Source organism: Hymenobacter nivis, from assembly GCF_003149515.1.
GTDB classification, from domain to species: domain Bacteria; phylum Bacteroidota; class Bacteroidia; order Cytophagales; family Hymenobacteraceae; genus Hymenobacter; species Hymenobacter nivis.
Genome location: NZ_CP029145.1, coordinates 2,051,963 through 2,067,765, shown reverse-complemented (window position 1 = coordinate 2,067,765; position 15,803 = coordinate 2,051,963). Strand labels below are relative to the sequence as shown.

General features: G+C 66.7%; 18 protein-coding genes. 15 read left to right on the top strand and 3 right to left on the bottom strand.

What is annotated here, in order from left to right; translation table 11 throughout:
- The first annotated feature begins 184 nt into the window (after positions 1–184).
- The gene (locus DDQ68_RS09050) at positions 185–1,195 is read left to right on the top strand and encodes a spore photoproduct lyase family protein (RefSeq protein ID WP_245897389.1); all 1,011 of its coding nucleotides are present in this window, start codon (positions 185–187) and stop codon (positions 1,193–1,195) included.
- Between the two features lie 18 nt (positions 1,196–1,213).
- Here DDQ68_RS09050 and DDQ68_RS09045 read toward each other — a convergent pair whose 3' ends face one another.
- On the bottom strand, positions 1,214–1,486 hold the full coding sequence (locus DDQ68_RS09045) for a hypothetical protein (RefSeq protein WP_109656005.1): 273 nt from the start codon (positions 1,484–1,486) through the stop codon (positions 1,214–1,216).
- A 265-nt stretch (positions 1,487–1,751) separates the two neighbouring features.
- Here DDQ68_RS09045 and DDQ68_RS09040 point away from each other — a divergent pair, with 265 nt between their 5' ends.
- From DDQ68_RS09040 to DDQ68_RS09025, 5 genes are all read left to right on the top strand, one after another.
- Complete coding sequence (locus DDQ68_RS09040) at positions 1,752–1,961, top strand: hypothetical protein (protein ID WP_109656004.1); 210 nt, start codon at positions 1,752–1,754, stop codon at positions 1,959–1,961.
- Between the two features lie 158 nt (positions 1,962–2,119).
- Positions 2,120–2,293 (top strand): PIN domain-containing protein, encoded by a 174-nt coding sequence (locus DDQ68_RS09035; RefSeq protein ID WP_162549973.1) that lies wholly within the window; start codon positions 2,120–2,122, stop codon positions 2,291–2,293.
- 69 nt (positions 2,294–2,362) lie between these two features.
- Positions 2,363–2,518, top strand: coding sequence for a hypothetical protein (locus DDQ68_RS22745; protein ID WP_162549972.1), 156 nt, complete (start codon positions 2,363–2,365; stop codon positions 2,516–2,518).
- A gap of 30 nt (positions 2,519–2,548) precedes the next feature.
- The gene (locus DDQ68_RS09030) at positions 2,549–3,118 is read left to right on the top strand and encodes an alpha/beta hydrolase (protein ID WP_109656002.1); all 570 of its coding nucleotides are present in this window, start codon (positions 2,549–2,551) and stop codon (positions 3,116–3,118) included.
- Between the two features lie 97 nt (positions 3,119–3,215).
- Positions 3,216–4,040 (top strand): PhzF family phenazine biosynthesis protein, encoded by an 825-nt coding sequence (locus tag DDQ68_RS09025; RefSeq protein WP_109658380.1) that lies wholly within the window; start codon positions 3,216–3,218, stop codon positions 4,038–4,040.
- A 223-nt stretch (positions 4,041–4,263) separates the two neighbouring features.
- Here DDQ68_RS09025 and ruvC read toward each other — a convergent pair whose 3' ends face one another.
- On the bottom strand, positions 4,264–4,827 hold the full coding sequence (gene ruvC / locus DDQ68_RS09020) for a crossover junction endodeoxyribonuclease RuvC (protein WP_245897432.1): 564 nt from the start codon (positions 4,825–4,827) through the stop codon (positions 4,264–4,266).
- Positions 4,828–4,932: 105 nt separating this feature from the next.
- Between ruvC and DDQ68_RS09015 the strand changes: the two genes are divergently transcribed.
- On the top strand, positions 4,933–6,066 hold the full coding sequence (locus DDQ68_RS09015; protein ID WP_162549971.1) for a lysylphosphatidylglycerol synthase transmembrane domain-containing protein: 1,134 nt from the start codon (positions 4,933–4,935) through the stop codon (positions 6,064–6,066).
- The gene (locus DDQ68_RS09010) at positions 6,045–7,538 is read left to right on the top strand and encodes a glycosyltransferase (RefSeq protein ID WP_109656000.1); all 1,494 of its coding nucleotides are present in this window, start codon (positions 6,045–6,047) and stop codon (positions 7,536–7,538) included. The genes DDQ68_RS09015 and DDQ68_RS09010 overlap by 22 nt, the downstream gene beginning before the upstream one ends.
- Before the next feature lie 139 nt (positions 7,539–7,677).
- Here the strand turns inward: DDQ68_RS09010 and DDQ68_RS09005 are convergent, their stop codons facing one another.
- A complete protein-coding gene (locus tag DDQ68_RS09005; protein WP_109655999.1) occupies positions 7,678–8,388 on the bottom strand; it encodes an HNH endonuclease in 711 nt (236 codons plus the stop codon).
- Positions 8,389–8,618: 230 nt separating this feature from the next.
- On the opposite strand from DDQ68_RS09005, the gene DDQ68_RS09000 reads away from it, so the two are divergent.
- From DDQ68_RS09000 to DDQ68_RS08970, 7 genes are all read left to right on the top strand, one after another.
- Positions 8,619–8,876: a hypothetical protein gene (locus DDQ68_RS09000; RefSeq protein ID WP_070743910.1), complete on the top strand. Its 258-nt coding sequence runs from the start codon at positions 8,619–8,621 to the stop codon at positions 8,874–8,876.
- Between the two features lie 2 nt (positions 8,877–8,878).
- The gene (locus DDQ68_RS08995; RefSeq protein WP_109655998.1) at positions 8,879–10,003 is read left to right on the top strand and encodes an ABC transporter permease; all 1,125 of its coding nucleotides are present in this window, start codon (positions 8,879–8,881) and stop codon (positions 10,001–10,003) included.
- A gap of 17 nt (positions 10,004–10,020) precedes the next feature.
- Positions 10,021–11,238, top strand: coding sequence for a PP2C family protein-serine/threonine phosphatase (locus tag DDQ68_RS08990; protein WP_109655997.1), 1,218 nt, complete (start codon positions 10,021–10,023; stop codon positions 11,236–11,238).
- 116 nt (positions 11,239–11,354) lie between these two features.
- Positions 11,355–12,746, top strand: a complete 1,392-nt coding sequence (locus tag DDQ68_RS08985) for an oligosaccharide flippase family protein (protein ID WP_109655996.1) — start codon at positions 11,355–11,357, stop codon at positions 12,744–12,746.
- A gap of 123 nt (positions 12,747–12,869) precedes the next feature.
- Positions 12,870–13,517, top strand: a complete 648-nt coding sequence (locus DDQ68_RS08980; protein WP_162549970.1) for a hypothetical protein — start codon at positions 12,870–12,872, stop codon at positions 13,515–13,517.
- Complete coding sequence (locus DDQ68_RS08975; protein ID WP_245897388.1) at positions 13,517–14,245, top strand: polysaccharide deacetylase family protein; 729 nt, start codon at positions 13,517–13,519, stop codon at positions 14,243–14,245. The genes DDQ68_RS08980 and DDQ68_RS08975 overlap by 1 nt, the downstream gene beginning before the upstream one ends.
- A gap of 287 nt (positions 14,246–14,532) precedes the next feature.
- The gene (locus DDQ68_RS08970; RefSeq protein ID WP_109655994.1) at positions 14,533–15,642 is read left to right on the top strand and encodes a glycosyltransferase; all 1,110 of its coding nucleotides are present in this window, start codon (positions 14,533–14,535) and stop codon (positions 15,640–15,642) included.
- The last annotated feature ends 161 nt before the right edge of the window (positions 15,643–15,803 follow it).

Sequence of the window (15,803 nt, the reverse complement as noted above, 5' to 3'; positions counted from 1 at the left end):
AAGAAGAGTGTTCGCTGAAAGGACCTATTGTACGGCCCGGAGTGTTTAATAACCAATGCAGACCGACCTCTTTTTGCCCGTTCTCAACGCCCCGATGCCAGTGGCCGCGCCGGTGCTCGCCGACGTTTCCGCCGATGCTACGGCTCCGCGCACGCATGGCGCCAAGCTGTAGCTGCCCAAGCGTGTGCTCTTTACTCCCGACGCCTTGCAGGAGGACTACGGCCAGCAAATCCTGGCCCGCGCCACGGCCCTGAACCTCGACATTGAGCTGCTGAAAAGCAACCGCCTCACCGGCCTGCGGGGCGACGACGAGCGCGCCACCTACCGCACCGCCAAAACCACGCTGGCCGTCGTGAACGCCCCCGCCGGGGCCCTGCGCCTCCAGCCCACCCCGCCCTCGGCCAACTTCCAGCTCAACCTGGCCAAAGGCTGCCCCGCCCACTGCCAGTACTGCTACCTGGCCGGTAGCCTTAGCGGGCCGCCCGTGGTACGCGCCTTCGCCAACCTGCCCAAACTGCTGGCCAACACCCAGGTATATGAGCGCGCCGACCGCCCCGTGAGCTTCGAGGCCAGTTGCTACACCGACGTGCTGGGCATCGAGCACCTCACCGGGGCCCTGGCCGAAACCGTGCGCTACTTCGCCGGCCGCGAGGGGGGGCGCCTGCGCTTCGTGAGCAAGTACGACCACGTGGAAAGCCTGCTGGGCCTGCCCCACCGCGGCCACACCCGCGCCCGCGCCTCCCTCAACGCCGAGCCCCTGGCCCGGCAGCTGGAGGGCGGCACGGCCAGCATCGAGGCCCGCATCCGTGCCCTGCGCAAGCTGGCGCTGCCGGTGGCGCAGGGCGGCGGCGGCTACCCGGTGGGCGTGCTGCTGGCCCCCATCATGCCCCTGCCCGACTGGCAGCGGCACTACGGCGAGCTGCTGGACCGCGTGCGCGCGGCCTTCGATTTCGACTGCGACCTCACCGTGGAGTTCGTCACGCACCGCTTCACGCCCGGCTCCAAGGAGGTGCTGCTCGGCTGGTACCCCGGCACCACCCTCGACCTCAGCGAAACCGACCGCGCCGTGAAGCGCAACAAGTTCGGGGGCCTGAAATATGTGTACAACCCGCCCACCATGAAGGAGCTAAAGACTTGGTTCTGCGCCGAATGGCAGCGGCGTTTCCCTCACGCGCCCATCCAGTACTGGACGTAGGGCCCCCGCGCCGGGGCCCTAGCAGCCGCAGCGGAAATCGGGGTAGTCGGCGAAGGCCGGCGCGGCCGTGTCGTCTATGCGGATGATGTGGTCGAGCCGCACCTCGCTGCCCGAGGCCAGCTGCGCGTACTCGGCATGGTCGCGGGTGACGAACGTTTTAATGGCCACCGACTCCTGGCACAGTTGCCGCAAGTCGTTGAAATACTGTAAGTACACGGGCTGCTGGCGGGTGGCTGCCGCTTTCAGTATGTCGTAGAAGCCGCAGGCAATGGGTTGGTAATTGGTGGGCACGGCGGATACGGGTTTGGGTGGAGCGCGTAGTTTACGCTCACAACCAGCCCCGCGTTAACTACTCAGGCGTTGTGTATCGAACCGCAGCCGTTGCGCTGGTATCTCAGGGCAACGAAAATCAGTTTTTATACTGCTCACGAAGTGGAATGCGAAAACGGAGTAGGGTGCGGGGCTTGCCCCCGCCCGTCCTTGAACGGTTCCGTCGGCTTTCGTTCCACGACGGGCGGGGGCAAGCCCCGCACCCTACTTCGTGACGAGTGTAACTATGCCCCCTATCCTCATCGAACCCCTGAGCGAGCAAGCTTACGAGCTGTTGCGGCAGTTGGAAGCGCTGCATATTCTGCGGGTAGTGCCCGCGGCCGAGGCGCCCGCACCGGCCAAGCGTAAATGGGCCGGCAGCCTGAGCGATGCCACGGCTAGTAAGTTGCGGGAACACACCGAACAAGCGCGGCAAGAATGGGAACGCACGTTTTAGCGGATACCAACGCGGGAATTGACTTTCTGAACGATAAGCTGCCTGCAGCGAGCACCGCCTGGTTTCAGCAGGCGCTCGATGAGGGCGGCATGGCCATGTCTGTGGTAGTGTAGATAGAGCTGCTTTCTTGGCTTGGCAGTCCGGCAGACCTGCAATTGTTGGAAGATTTCATCGCGGCGACAATCATTTTACCCCTCGATGAGCCCGTCGTCCAGCAAACCATTCTATTGCGCCAGCAGCACCGCATCAAGCTGCCCGATGCCATCATTGCCGCCACGGCCTTAATACACGGGCTGCCACTGCTGACTCGAAATGCGGTGGATTCCCAGTGAATCGCGGGGTTGCTGGTGGTTAATCCGCATGACCCGGCCCAGCTGCCGGCTCGCTAGCCCCACCGCCGCGTGAAATTCCTCGTTTTCCTGGCCCTGCTCACAGCTAGCTGCGCCACCAGCCCTCATCGCGCCGCGCCGGCCAGCGCCGCCCCGGCCGAAATGCTCACCGACAGCCTCGCGCTGTTCGACGGTGCCCGCCAGCGGGCCGTGCCGGTGGCGCTGTAATTCCTCGGCGGCTGGGGCCCCAACACGCGGTTGAAGGCCGCTATCCTCAGCCACGGCTACGGTGGGCAGAACACGGCGTATTCGTTCATCGCCCGCAGCTTGGTGGCGCACGGCTACTTCGTGGCCAGCATCCAGCACGAGTTGCCCACCGATGTGCCCATCCCCACCGTGGGGCCCCCGCAGGTGGTGCGCCGCCCCAACCGGGAGCGCAGGGTGCAGAACATCCTGTTTGTGCGGCAGAAGTTGCGGAAGAAATACCCCCGTGTCGACTTCGGCCAGCTGTTGCTGGTGGGCCATTCCAACGGCGGCGACCCGGCCATGCTCTTCGCCCAGGAGCACCCGGCGCTGGTGCGGCGCGTGGTGTCGCTCGACAACCGCCGGATGCCGTTTCTGCGCGCGCGCCAGCCCCGGGTGCTGTCGCTGCGTTCGAGCGACCAGGTGGCCGATAGCGGCGTAGTGCCTTCGCCGGCCGAGCAGCGCCGTTTTGGCAGTGCCGTAGTGCGGCTGCCGGCTATCATCCACAACGACATGTGGGACGGCGCCACGCCCACCCAGCAGCAGGAAATAAACGGGTGGATTACCCGGTTCCTGGCGCAGTAGCGGGGCGGCGGCCGGCGCGGGGCCCCGGCAGCCCGCGGCGCGGGCGCATCTTTGCGCCGTGCCGCCGCCCGGTGTGCGCCCCACTTTTCCCTTTGCCATGTCCATTCCCATCTACCAGGTCGATGCTTTTGCCCGCCGCGCTTTTGCCGGTAACCCCGCCGCCGTGTGCCCGCTTGATGCGTGGCTGCCCGACGCGCTGATGCAGCAGATTGCCGCCGAAAACAACCTGGCCGAAACCGCCTTTTTCGTGCCTTTGCAAGGTCAGGAAGCCGATTTCCACCTGCGCTGGTTCACGCCCACGTTCGAGATTGACCTGTGCGGGCACGCCACCCTGGCCACGGCCCACGTGCTGTGGAACGAGCGCGGCTTCGCCAAGTCCGAAATCGTGTTCCAGAGCCAGAGCGGCCCGTTGCGCGTGCGCCGCGAAGCCGACGGCCGCCGCACACTCGATTTCCCCAGCCGCCCGCCCCGGCCGCTGGCGCCCGACGAGGTGCCGGCCGTGCTTACGCAGGCGCTGGGCCCCGGCGCGGCCGTGCCGCGGGCCGTACTAGCCGCGCGCGATTTGGTGGTTGAGTTTGCCACCGCCGACGAGGTGCTGGCCCTGCAACCCGACTTCGGGGCCCTGGTGGCGCTGGGTTACATCGGCTTGGTGGCCACCGCGCCCGGTACCGCCGGCGTCGATTTTGTGTCGCGCTTTTTTGCCCCCGAAGTGGGCGTGCCCGAAGACCCCGTCACCGGTTCGGCCCACAGCACGCTCATCCCGTTCTGGGCCGCCAAGCTGGGCAAAACCGAGCTGTTTGCCCGCCAGGAATCGGCCCGCGGTGGCGAGCTGTGGTGCCGCCTGCGCGGCGACCGGGTGGACATCGGCGGCTATGCCGTAACCTACTTAGTGGGGGCCCTGCACAACTTACCCGGCTTGTAGCGTGGACGCTGCGAGTCTGCGCCACTCGCTTCGTCCCGCCGGTAATCGTGCACTTGTAGCGCGGGCTTTGTAGTCCGCGGCTCTCGCTTCGTCCTACCGGTGACCGTGCATCCGTAGCGCGAACTTTAGCTTCGCTGACCTTCGGTTATAGTCCGCGGCTCTGAACGGTCACCCAACGATAATCGGCAGGACGAAGCGAGAGCCGCGAACTACAAAGTCCGCGTTACACCACCTTTTTGGCGGCGCGGGGCGTAGATTTTTTGGTGGTGGCGGCGTTGAGGCGGTCGGGGTTTTCGGCCAGGAACTTGCCCCAGCTTTTGCCGCCGGCGGCGGTGGCGTTGTTACCTTTTTGGTAGTGGTGGCACAGGGCTACGGCCAGGGCGTCGGTCGCGTCGAGCAGCTTGGGAGCCTCGGCGATGGGCGGCAGGGCCAGGGTTTGGCGCAGCATGTGGGCTACGTGTTCCTTGGTAGCGCTGCCCGAGCCGGTGACTGACTGCTTCACCTTGGTGGGGGCGTACTCGACGTAGGGAATCTGGCGGGAGAGGCAGGCGGCGATGGCCACGCCCTGCGCCCGGCCCAGCTTGAGCATACTTTGCACGTTCACCCCAAAAAACGGCGCCTCGATGGCCAGCTCGTCGGGCAGAAACTCGTCGATCAGCTCAATCATCCGGTCGAAAATCCGCTTTAATTTTACCGCATGGTTCGACCCGAGGGCTTTCATATTGATGACGTCGTACCGGAGCACCGTGACGTGCTGCCCGCGCACCTCGATGACGGCGTAGCCCATGATCTGGGTGCCCGGGTCGACGCCCATGATGACCTTGGGCAGCAAATCGGCCGGCGGGGCGGGGCGGGGGTGGAGGAAGGCGGGCAAGGTGGGCGCGGGGAGCAGTTGGGAAGCGGGAATCGGGAAACGGGAAGCGGCTCGGAAGCGGGACGCGAAGAGCAGCAGTGGGCAGGTACGCCTTCATTACAAAGTTACGCCGCTGCCCCGGCGCCACCCGCCCCGGCCGCGGCCCCCGCCCCGGGGCCCCAAAACCCGCCCCGCGCCCCCGCCAAGTGGGGGCCCTGGATTACGCTGGGCAAAGTAGGCGTGACGCTGCTCACGCTGGGCTTGCTGTACAATTCCGTGTTTGCGGCCCCCGACACGGCCGCCGCCTGGCGCGCCCTGCTGGCCACGGCCCTGGGCGGCGCTGGCCGCGGGCCGGTGCTGGGGGCCCTGGCCCTGGTGCCCGTCAACTGGGGCCTGGAGGCCTGGAAGTGGCACCGCCTGGCCCGGCACCTGGGGCCGGTAAGCTTCGGGCGCAGCCTGCGGGGCGTGCTGGTGGGCCTCACCCTGGGCTTTGCCACCCCCAACCGCGTGGGCGACTACGCCGGCCGCATCCTGGAGCTGAAAAGCCGCCGCGTGCGAGCCCTGGGGGCCGTGTTTCTGGGGCGCTACTGCCAACTGGTGGCCACCGTGCTGGCCGGCGTGGCGGGCCTGCTGTATTTTTTGCTGACATTTTACCTGGCGGATTTCCCGGCGGCGGAGCTGGGGGTAATTACCACGGCCGCAGCGGTTTGCGGGCTGGTGCTGGTGCCGCTCTATCGCTCGCGGCTGCTGGTGGCGGCGCTGGGCCTGTGGCGGCCGCTGCGGCGGTTCCGGCCGGCGCTGGCCGTGATGCCCACCTACCCGGCCCGGGCCCTGCACGCGGTGCTGGCCATTTCGGGGCTGCGCTACGCCGTGTTTTGCGCGCAGTTTCTGCTGCTGCTGCGCGCCTACGGGGTGGGGGCGGGGCTGGGGCCCGGGCTGGCCGCCGTGGCGGGTACGTTCCTGCTGAAATCGCTGGTGCCCTCGCTGAACGCGCTGGCCGACGTGGGCGTGCGCGAGCTGTCGGCCACCCACTTGTTTGGTCTGCTGGGGCAGCCGGCGCTGCCCGTGCTCTCGGCCAGCCTCAGCCTGTGGGTCATCAACATTGCGTTGCCCAGCGCCGCCGGCCTGCTGCTGGTGCCGGGCCTGCGCGTGTGGCGCAGCCGCAGCGCGTGAGGGCGGCCGTGGTGGGGCCCCTGCTGCTGGCTGCCCCCGCGCTCTACGCCGGCGTAATGGTGTGGCTGCGCGGCGGTTGGCAACGCAGCCGCGCCGCCGCCGAAGCCGCGCAAGTAGCTGCCGAAACAATCGCCAAGGCAAGCGCTGGGGGCCCCAGCGAAGCCGTTGCCGGGCCGCCCGCAGCCGCTGGGTTTCCAGGTGAAGCTGCTGCCGGGGCCCCCGCAGTTGCGGGGTTTCCAGGCGAAACTGCCGCTGGGGCCCCCATAGTCGCCGGGCTTCCTGCTAAGGCAAGCACCGAAGCTGCCAACGCCTTAGCTGAAACTGCCGCTGCCGAAGCCGCCGCCGGGGCCCCTGCTGCCGCGAAACTCCACCGCGTCAACGCCGCCGCTAGCGCCGCCACTACCGCTGGGGCCCCTGCCACCTCTGCAACTGCCGCCCCGGCCGAACCTGCAGCCGCCCCGCTGCTCTTCTCCGTCCTCATCGCCGCCCGCGACGAGGCCGCCGCGCTGCCCCAGCTACTGGCCGACCTCGCCGCCCAAACCCTGCCTGCCGCCCGCTTCGAGGTGCTCATCGCCGACGACCACTCCGCCGACGGCACCGGGGCCCTGGTACGGGCGGCGGCCGCGGGCCTGCCGTTCCGCCTGCAACTGGTCGAACTACCGGCCGCCCAAACCGGCAAGAAAGCCGCCCTGGCCGCCGCCCTGGCGCGGGCCGGGGCCCCCTGGCTCGTCTGCACCGACGCCGATTGCCGCCTGGGCCCCGGCTGGCTCGCCGCCTACGCCCGCCTGCTGGCCGCCGGTCCCCAACCCGATTTCATCAGCGGCCCGGTGCTGCTCACGGGGCCCGGTACGTTTTTTCAGCGGCTGCTCGGGCTGGAATTTGCGGGCCTGGTGGGCGTGGGTGGGGCCTGCATTGGGCGCGGGGCCCCCACCATGTGCAACGGCGCCAACCTGGCCTACCGCCGCGCCGCCTTCGACGCCATCAATGGCTACGCTGCCCACGCCCACCTAGCCAGCGGCGACGACGAGTTCCTGATGCACCAGCTCCACGCCGCCCACCCCGGCAGCGTGCGTTTCCTGGCCGATGCCGCCGCCGTGGTCCGCACCGCCGCGCCCGCTACCCTGGGGGCCCTGCTGCGGCAGCGGGTGCGCTGGGCCAGCAAGTGGCGCCACTACCAAAGCCCCGCCTCGCGCCGCCTGGCTCCGCTGGTGCTGGGGGCCAACGTAGCCCTGGCCGCCGGGGCCTTGGCGGCGCTGCGGTGGCCGGCGCTGGGGCCCTGGGTGGCCGCCGCCTGGGGGCTTAAGCTCGGGGCCGATTGGTGGCTGCTGGCCCCGGTGCTGCGGTTTCTGGGGCCCCGGCGGTGGCTGTGGGGCCTGCTGCCGCTCCAGCTGCTGTACGCGCCCTACGCGCTGGCCGTGGGCGCGGCCGGCTGGCGCGGCGGCTACCGCTGGAAGGGGCGGGCGGTGCGGTAGCGTTAAACGGCCCGGCGAAGGGCAGGATTTTTAGCACTAAAGCTCATGCCGAGCACAAATCTTGAATCCTACACGAATGGTTCTACGAAGCACCTCAGCCCGCCTTCTGCCAAACCGCTGTTATCTGCTGCCCTTCTTATTATTCAGGAATAAAGTCTGAAATTGGTGTCGCACGTCTGCTTGCATTATCATGAAAACAACAAGTAACAAGATTGTCAAACGAGTTGTCACCACCTTCACTTACTGGTTGAATATGGTCTAGTGTAGCATTAAATCTTGTCAGTTGCTTATTGCACTTGTAGCACAAATATTTGTCTCGCTCGAATATCTTTAGTCTATTTTCCTTAATGTTATAATAGTCTTGTTCTTTCTTAGGGTCAACAAAAGGGAGGTTTTCCTTGATAAAGAATTTCATTTTTTCTTTACAGATTTCAATCTCTTCTGGTAGAAATATTTTATATAATGTTCCTTCCCTATTAGTGTCTCCAACTTTTTTTATCACATTTAAGATTTCCAATGATCTTAAATTCTCTGCAACAGTTTTTTCTCCTGACCTCGGATTTTGACTGTCCAAGTTTTTAAATTTTGAACCAATACCTTTTGCAATTTTTGCGTTACTAGCCCTTATGAATACATTTCCGTTTTCAAGGATTGAATGCCTGAATAGAAACCAATATACATCCATTTCATAAGGAGAAATAACTGGTTGTAAAAAGTCAACGATGTCCTTTATAAGTTGTGGAAGTTCAAATAGGTCAAATGTTTCTTTAACACTCTCACTGTCCGTTTGTGTGTTAGAATTTTCAATATTGTCGAGCAGTTCTCTTATTTTCTTTATGTCTTCTTTCATAATTACAGTGCCGTTTTAGGGTTGCAGATAACATCTAGGTTTACGCAATTGCATAAAATCGCCCAGAATCATTGTGCTTTGCGTAAGTGTCAAGGAGGCTATGTGTTTACTGCTTCTTGAGTAGCAAACACCCATAGTTGCTAATGTAGCAGATTTTCCAAATGCTGGAACCAAACCTTCCCCGCAATTACCTTTGCCCACCCCCTTTCCCCCGCCGCTTTCCGCCTCCCGTGACCGACCCTGAATTCGACTTGCTCGACGAGCTGTACTTCGTCACCCCCTTCCGCACCTTGTTGGAAAAAACCGGCCTACCCGTGGCCGAGCTGCGCGAGCAGCTGCGCAGCCTGCTGGAGCAGGGCCTAATTCGCAGCTACTGGCCCGACCCCGACACCGAGCTGGCCTACGAGCCCACCTCCTACGGCGCCATTGCCACCGACGCCAGCTTTCTGGCCTCCAAGGAGGGGCTGCTGCGCCACAACACCCGTTAGCCGTGGCCCCGCCCGTGCTGCCCGCCCCGCCGGCCGCCCGCCCGCCGGGCTACTACGTGCGCCAGCGCCTGTGGCAGAACCGGCCCGCCGTATTCGGCCTGGTGTTCATTGCGTTGTGCGCGCTGGTGTCGGTGCTCGGCTACTGGATTTTGCCCGACAACTCGCCCGACGCCAGCCACGGCTTCGTGGCGTTGCAAAAGCAGGGCCCCGGCCTCACGGTAGATTTCCTGCGCCGGCCGCTGCCCGATTCGGCGCTGGCCGGCCGCCCGTCCAGCAATATTTTCCGCACTTGGTGGCGCGGCCGCGAGCCCACCTACGAGGAAGCGCCCATCGCTGCCTACCAAGTCCAGGGCCCCGACTCGGCCCTGGTGCGGCCCTGGGCCGAGCCCGGCACCGCGCCGGGGCCCCCGCAGCGCGTGGCCGCCGGGCCGCGCGTGGCCCGCACCTACTGGCTAGGTACCGACAAGGCCGGCCGCGACGAGCTGAGCCGCCTGCTGCTGGGCACGCGCATTTCGCTGGGCATTGGGCTGGTGGCGGTGCTCATTTCGATGGCGCTGGGCATGGCCGTGGGGGCCCTGGCCGGCTACTTCGGCGGCTGGATTGACAGCGTGCTGCTGGGGGTGATGACCGTGGTGTGGAGCATCCCGGGCATTATGCTGGTCATCGCCATTTCGCTGGCGCTGGATAGCAAAGGTGTGTGGGTCAGCTTCGTAGCTGTGGGGCTGACGATGTGGGTGGACGTGGCCCGCGTGGTGCGCGGGCAGCTGCTGAGCCTGCGCTCGGCCACTTTCGTGGAGGCCGGGCGGGTGCTGGGACTGCCCACCTCGCGGCTCATTGCCCGGCACCTGCTGCCCAACCTGCGGGGGCCCCTGCTGGTACTGGCCACCAGCAACTTCGCCGCTGCCATCCTGCTCGAAGCCGGCCTGAGTTTCCTCGGGCTGGGGGTGCAGCCGCCAGCCCCCAGCTGGGGCCTGATGGTGAAGGAGGGCTACGACCTGCTGGGCACCCAAGCCGGCCTCTGGCTGACGGTGCTGCCGGGCGCGGCCATCTCGCTACTGGTTTTGAGCTTTAATTTGCTGGGTAATGGCCTGCGCGACGCCTACGACCCCAAAACAGCGCTGCGCTAGGGCCCTTTTTTTTGCTTATGGCTAACGTTACCCCCGATAAACGCCTTTTTTTGAAGGAGCGCGAACTCACCGCGCTGCTCGAAATCACCCAGGCCATCACCCAGGACGCGACCAACGAGGCCGCGCTCTACAAGATTTTTCAGTTTACGCTCATCGGCCAGCTCGGGGTGCGGCGCCTGGCCCTGTACGTGCTTACCGACGGCGTTTTTCGGGAGGAAGTAGCGTTTCCGGCGGTGATGGGCCCCTTGCCCGAAGCGGTACGCGCCCAGTGCCACGCCACGCCCTGCCCCGTGGCCGCCCTCGGCCTGGGGCCCGCCTGGGCGGGCTTCGAAACCGTGATTCCGGTGCGCCTCGCCGACCAGGTGCTTGCCTACGTGTTCATCGGCACGGCCCAGGCCGACTACGCGGGCGAGGAGGCCGTCAAGTTCCTCGAAACGCTGGCCAACATCCTGCTTGGGGCTGTCGAAAACCGCCGCCTCACCCGCCAGCGGATGGCCGCGGCGGCCCTGCGCCGCGAAATCGAGATTGCCCAGGACGTGCAGCGCCTGCTCTTTCCCACGCACTTGCCCAACAACGCGGCCGTGGCCGTGGCCCGCACCTATGTGCCGCACACCGAAATAGGGGGCGACTACTTCGATGTGGTGGAAATTGACGCCGACCGCTTGCTGCTCTGCATCGCCGACGTGAGCGGTAAGGGAGTGGCGGCGGCCCTGCTCATGTCGAACTTCCAGGCCGGGCTGCGCACGCTGCTGCGCCAGGGCGTCGACTTGGCCGTTATTGCCCACGAGCTCAATCACTTAATCTTTCGCAACGCCGGGGGCGAGAAGTTTATCACCGCCTTCCTGGGCATCTACGATTGCCGCACCCGGCACCTGCGCTTCATCAACGCCGGCCACAACGACCCCATTTTGCTGTCCGACCAGGGGCCCCCGCAGTTCCTCAAAACGGGCTCCGTCATGCTCGGCATTATCGAGGAGCTGCCCGGCCTGGAGGTGGGCGAAGTGCAGGTACCGCCCCGCTCGTTGCTCTTTAACTACACCGACGGACTCACGGAAGTATTTGACGCCGAGGGTAATGAGTTCGGCGAGGAAGGCGTGTTGCGCGTCATCTCCCAGAACCGCTACCTGCCCCTGCCACGCCTGCACGAAACCCTGCTGCGCGAAATCCGCGCCTTCGGTGGCGGCACCGATCAGTTCGCCGACGACGTAACGATCCTCAGCTGCCGGATGAAGTAGGGGAGGGGCCCGGCCGGCCCGGGGGCGTAGCTTTGCCCGGCGTGGGTGCGGTGCCCGCGCCGCCCTAACGCATACCCCGCATCAAACGGTTTTTCGGCAACATCAGCCTCGTCGTTTTGCTCAACCTGGCCATTAAGCCCGGCTGGATTGTGGTCGAAAACCTGGTGCAGGACCGCCTGGGCCACGCGGCCTTCGGGCTGGTGGCCGCCCTCTCGGCGCTGGCCATCGCCGTGGCCGCCCTCGCCGACTTGGGCCTGACGCCCTACGTGGTGCAGCGCCTGGCCGCCGCGCCCGAGTTTCTGGCCCAGGAATTCCCGGTGCTGCTGCCCCTGCGCGGGGGGCTGGGCCTGGCCGGGCTGGCCGTGCTGCTGCCCGTGGGCTGGGTGCTGGGCTACCGGGGCCCCCAGCTGGGGCTGTTGGCGGGGGTGGCGGCGGCGCTGCTGCTCACGCAGTACGGGCAGTTTTTGCGGGGCCCCGTGCAGGCCCGCCAGCACTTCAACACCGACGCCGTGCTCTCGGTGCTCGAAAAAGCCCTGCTGCTGGCCGCCATCCTGGCCCTGCTGCCGGGCGGCCTCACGCTGGGCAGCTACGTGGGGGCCCGGCTGGGGGCGGCGGCCTTCACGGCGGTGCTCTTCTACGGGCTGATGACGCGCCTGTTTGGCCGCGTGCGCTACCGCTGGGAGGGGCCTCGGGCGCGCCAGGCCCTGCGCGCCAGCCTGCCCTTTGCCCTGATGGCGGTGCTCTACGGCGTGAACGAGCGCGTGGACATGGTGATGCTCGAACGCCTGCACTCGCCCGCCGAGGCCGGCTACTACGCGGGGGCCTACCGCTGGGCCGATGCCGTAATGATGTACGCCTGGACGGTGCTGCCGCTGTTTTTTGCTAAGTTTGCCAGTACCCCACACGACGCCGAGGCCCAGCGCAAGCTGCTCTGGTTTGGGCAGCGGGTGGTGGCCGCGCCGCTGCTGTTCGCGGTGGCGTTCGGGCTGTTTCGGGGCGAAGTGCTGTTCTGGCAGTTCCACCATAGCCGCCCCGACGAGCTGGCCAAGATGGCGCTCTGCCTGCGCATTCTGTTCCTCAACGTGCTGGTGCACGCTTTTTTCGCCATCTACAGCACCCTGCTCACCAGCACTACCCACGAGGGCGCCGTGAGCCGCGCCGTGGCCGCCAGCCTCGCCCTGAACGTGGTGCTGAACATCGTGCTGCTGCCCCGCTTCGGGGCCGTGGCCGCGGCCCTGAATACGCTCGTGTGCGCCGTGGCCGTGTCGGGGGCCTACCTGGTGCTGGTGGCGCGGCGCACCGGCGTGGCCCTGCCGTGGGCCCTGCTGGCACGCCTGCTGCTGGCCTTCGGGCTGCTGTGCGGGGCGTGGTGGGCCGCGCGCGCCGGCCTGGCCTTGCCCTGGTGGCTGGAGGCAGGCCTGATGGGGGCCCTGTTCGGCCCCATCCTGCTGGCCACCGGCGTGGTGCAGCTGGCCGAAATCCGCGCTCTGCTGCCGAAGAAACCGTAGCGCCGCTGCGGCAAGTTTGGGGCCCCTGCTCCGTTTAGGTGATGGATAACAAGCCACGGGCGACGAATAACCGACAACTAACAACCGCCAACTAAACCCGGGCGGCCTACTTTTGCCCCACTTATGGCCCGTCCGCATCCTTATACTTTTGCCCACGTGCTCGTGCCCCAGCTGGCCGGCCGCCGCCCCGCCGCCGTGCGCCGCGAGCTGGCCGACCCCGCCCTGGCCCGCGAGCTGCTGCTTTACATGTGGGAAAAGGCCGCCGAAGGCCTCCCGCCCGCCGAGCACGTGCCATCCCGTGGCCTGCGCCTGACCTGGCACGAGGTGGCCGGCCGCGCCGTGGCCCTGCTGCACCTGCCCGCTCCCCAAGCTAGCACCGAAGCCCACTTCGGGGCCCTGGTGTACGAGCCTGAGGAAGAAGATTATCCCGACGAAGACGAAGCGGACGACGAAGACCAAGAGGATGACAACGACGAGGCGGCAGACGACGCGCCCGCCGTCGGCCTTGGGGCCCCCGGCCCGGCCGATGCCGCCGCCGCCGATGCCCCGCGCCCGCGCTACTTCCTGCTCGAAGCCACCCTGGGCCGCAGCTCCGACGAGGCCGGCACGCCCACCGCGGTGGGCGAGTGGCGCGGCGAGCACTACCGCCAGCTCGGCCGGGGCCCCGCCGCCGGCCGGCCCGACACGGCGGCCAATTTTCTGAAGGCCCTGGCCCAGGTGCTGGGCCCGCTACCCGGTGCCGGCGTGCCCTACATGCGCATCGCCCGCTGATGCTGGGCCCGCTGATGAGCTGGTTGGAAGCGGCCCTGCTCACGCGCCCGCCCCAGCTGCTGCACCGCCTGCTACCGGGGGCCGAGTGGCGCGGCCCCGCCGCGGGCCCCAGCGGCCGGCCGCGCCTCTACCTCACCTTCGACGACGGCCCCATTCCCGAGGAAACCCCCTGGGTGCTAGCGCAGTTGGCGGAGCACGGCGCTAAGGCCACTTTCTTTTGCGTGGGCGACAACCTCGCCCGCTACCCTGAAATTGCCTGCGCCGCCCTGGCCGCCGGCCACCGCCTCGGCAACCACACCCAGCACCACCGCAGCGCCTGGCAAACCCCCCGTGCCGAGTACCTGGCCGGCGTGGCCCAGTGCCAGCAGGCCCTGGATTCATTATTAGCGGTTAGCACTACGGTTGACCAAAAGCTAACAGCTAACAGCCAGCAGCTAATAGCTAATGAAAAGCCGCTGTTCCGGCCGCCCTACGGCCGCCTCACGTGGCCGCTGCTGCGGGCGCTGCGGCCTGGGTTTCGGGTGGTGCAGTGGTCGGTGCTCACCCGCGACTACGACCCCCGACTGGCCCCCGCCGAGTGCCTGCATCTGACGCTGGCCGCCGCCCGGCCCGGCGACATCCTCGTGTTTCACGACAGCCGCAAGGCCAGCGCCCGCCTGCGCTACGTGCTGCCGCGGGTACTGGCTCATTTTGCCCGGCGCGGCTACGAGTTCGCATCGCTGACTTAAATCACTGATTTAAAATGATTAATCGTGATTTCGCTGATTCAAATAATGGGGCTGTTTAGAGCGGTTTCGGAGTCAGTGGATTAGCGCGAACATCCGGGCGGGACTGGCCCCGCCCGGATGTTCGCGCCAATCCACCGATTCCGTTCAGCGACGGGCGGGGGCCAGCCCCGCCCCTACCTCCATTGACTCCGAAACCGCTCCAGGAAGTCTGAAAATTCAAAATTGAACGTCGTGCTGAGTCGAAGCATGACGTTCTGGTAAATTCCTAAATAGCTCATAGACCAGTGATGACGACTCTCCTGCTGCTGTATTGCTTGTTGTGGCTGCTGGTGCTGGCCGGCTCGGCGGGGGCCCTGGCCACCCGGCGCGGGGCCCCCGCCGCGGGGCCGCTGCCGATGCCGCTGCCCCGCGTCAGCATTTTGCTGGCCGCCCGCAACGAAGCCGCGGCCCTGCCGCGCTGCCTGGCCAGCCTGCGCGCCCTGCGCTACCCGCCCGAATTGCTGGAAATCCTGCTCGGCGACGACAGCAGCACCGACGGCACCGCCGCCGTGGCCGCGGCGGCCATGCGGGGCTTCGAAGGGCATTTTGAAGTCGTGCCCATCGCCGACGAGGCCCTGGGCACGGCCCGCGGCAAGGCCAACGTGCTGGCCCACCTGGCCCGCCGCGCCACCACCGCGTATTTCTTCGTCACCGACGCCGACATCCACCTGCCGCCCACCTGGATAACCGCCCTGCTGGCCCACGCCGCGCCCGGCGTGGGCACCGTCACGGGCATCACCGCCGTGCAGGGCCCCCGGCTGTTCGACCGCCTCCAGGGCCTCGACTGGCTGATTTCGCTGGGCCTCATCCAAGTGGTGAGTGCCACGGGCCGGCCCGTTACGGCCATGGGCAACAATATGCTCGTGACGCGCGCCGCCTACGAGGCCACCGGCGGCTACGAAGCCCTGCCGTTCTCCGTCACTGAAGACTACGCCCTGTTCCGGGCCGTGCTGGGCCACGGCTACGGCTTCCGCCACGTGTTCAGTGCCGAAGCCCGGGCCGATTCGCTGCCCATGCCCACCTGGCGGGCCCTGCTGCGGCAGCGCCACCGCTGGTTGCGTGGCGTGCAGGCCCTGCCGCTGCGCCTGCGCCTGGAGCTGCTGGCCTACAGCAGCTTCTGGCCGGCGCTGGGGGCCCTTGTCTGGGCGGGGGCCCCGGGCCTGGCGCTGGCCCTGTGGGGCGCGCGCCTGGCGGGGCAGGGGGCCCTGGCGGCCGTGTGCTACCGCCGCGCCGGCCTGCGCCCGCGCCCCTGGCTGCTGCCACTCTTCGAGGGCTACGCGCTGGCCCTCACCCTGGGCATGGGCTACGTGCGCTTCTTCGGCGGGGCCGTGGTATGGAAGGGCCGCCGCTACGACTGAGTCAACGGCCGGCCCGGTCCTGGCCACAGTTTAGCGCGTAACTGTCGGCCGGGGAATGGGGTGAGCGCGATTCAGGGCCGTGCAGCGGTCCGATGGAACTGCGTTCCTGGCCCTGGGGCAAGTTCGCCACTGCGTGGCAGCGAGTTGCAAACTCGCCCCAT

Bases quoted from the DNA above. Each gene is read 5' to 3' on its own strand.
- DDQ68_RS08990 (WP_109655997.1), top strand. From the start codon at position 10,021: ATGGCTAACGTTACCCCCGATAAACGCCTTTTTTTGAAGGAGCGCGAA.
- ruvC (WP_245897432.1), bottom strand. From the start codon at position 4,827: ATGGGCTACGCCGTCATCGAGGTGCGCGGGCAGCACGTCACGGTGCTC.
- DDQ68_RS09005 (WP_109655999.1), bottom strand. From the start codon at position 8,388: ATGAAAGAAGACATAAAGAAAATAAGAGAACTGCTCGACAATATTGAA.
- DDQ68_RS08970 (WP_109655994.1), top strand. From the start codon at position 14,533: ATGACGACTCTCCTGCTGCTGTATTGCTTGTTGTGGCTGCTGGTGCTG.
- DDQ68_RS09040 (WP_109656004.1), top strand. From the start codon at position 1,752: ATGCCCCCTATCCTCATCGAACCCCTGAGCGAGCAAGCTTACGAGCTG.
- DDQ68_RS08975 (WP_245897388.1), top strand. From the start codon at position 13,517: ATGCTGGGCCCGCTGATGAGCTGGTTGGAAGCGGCCCTGCTCACGCGC.
- DDQ68_RS08980 (WP_162549970.1), top strand. From the start codon at position 12,870: ATGGCCCGTCCGCATCCTTATACTTTTGCCCACGTGCTCGTGCCCCAG.
- DDQ68_RS09025 (WP_109658380.1), top strand. From the start codon at position 3,216: ATGTCCATTCCCATCTACCAGGTCGATGCTTTTGCCCGCCGCGCTTTT.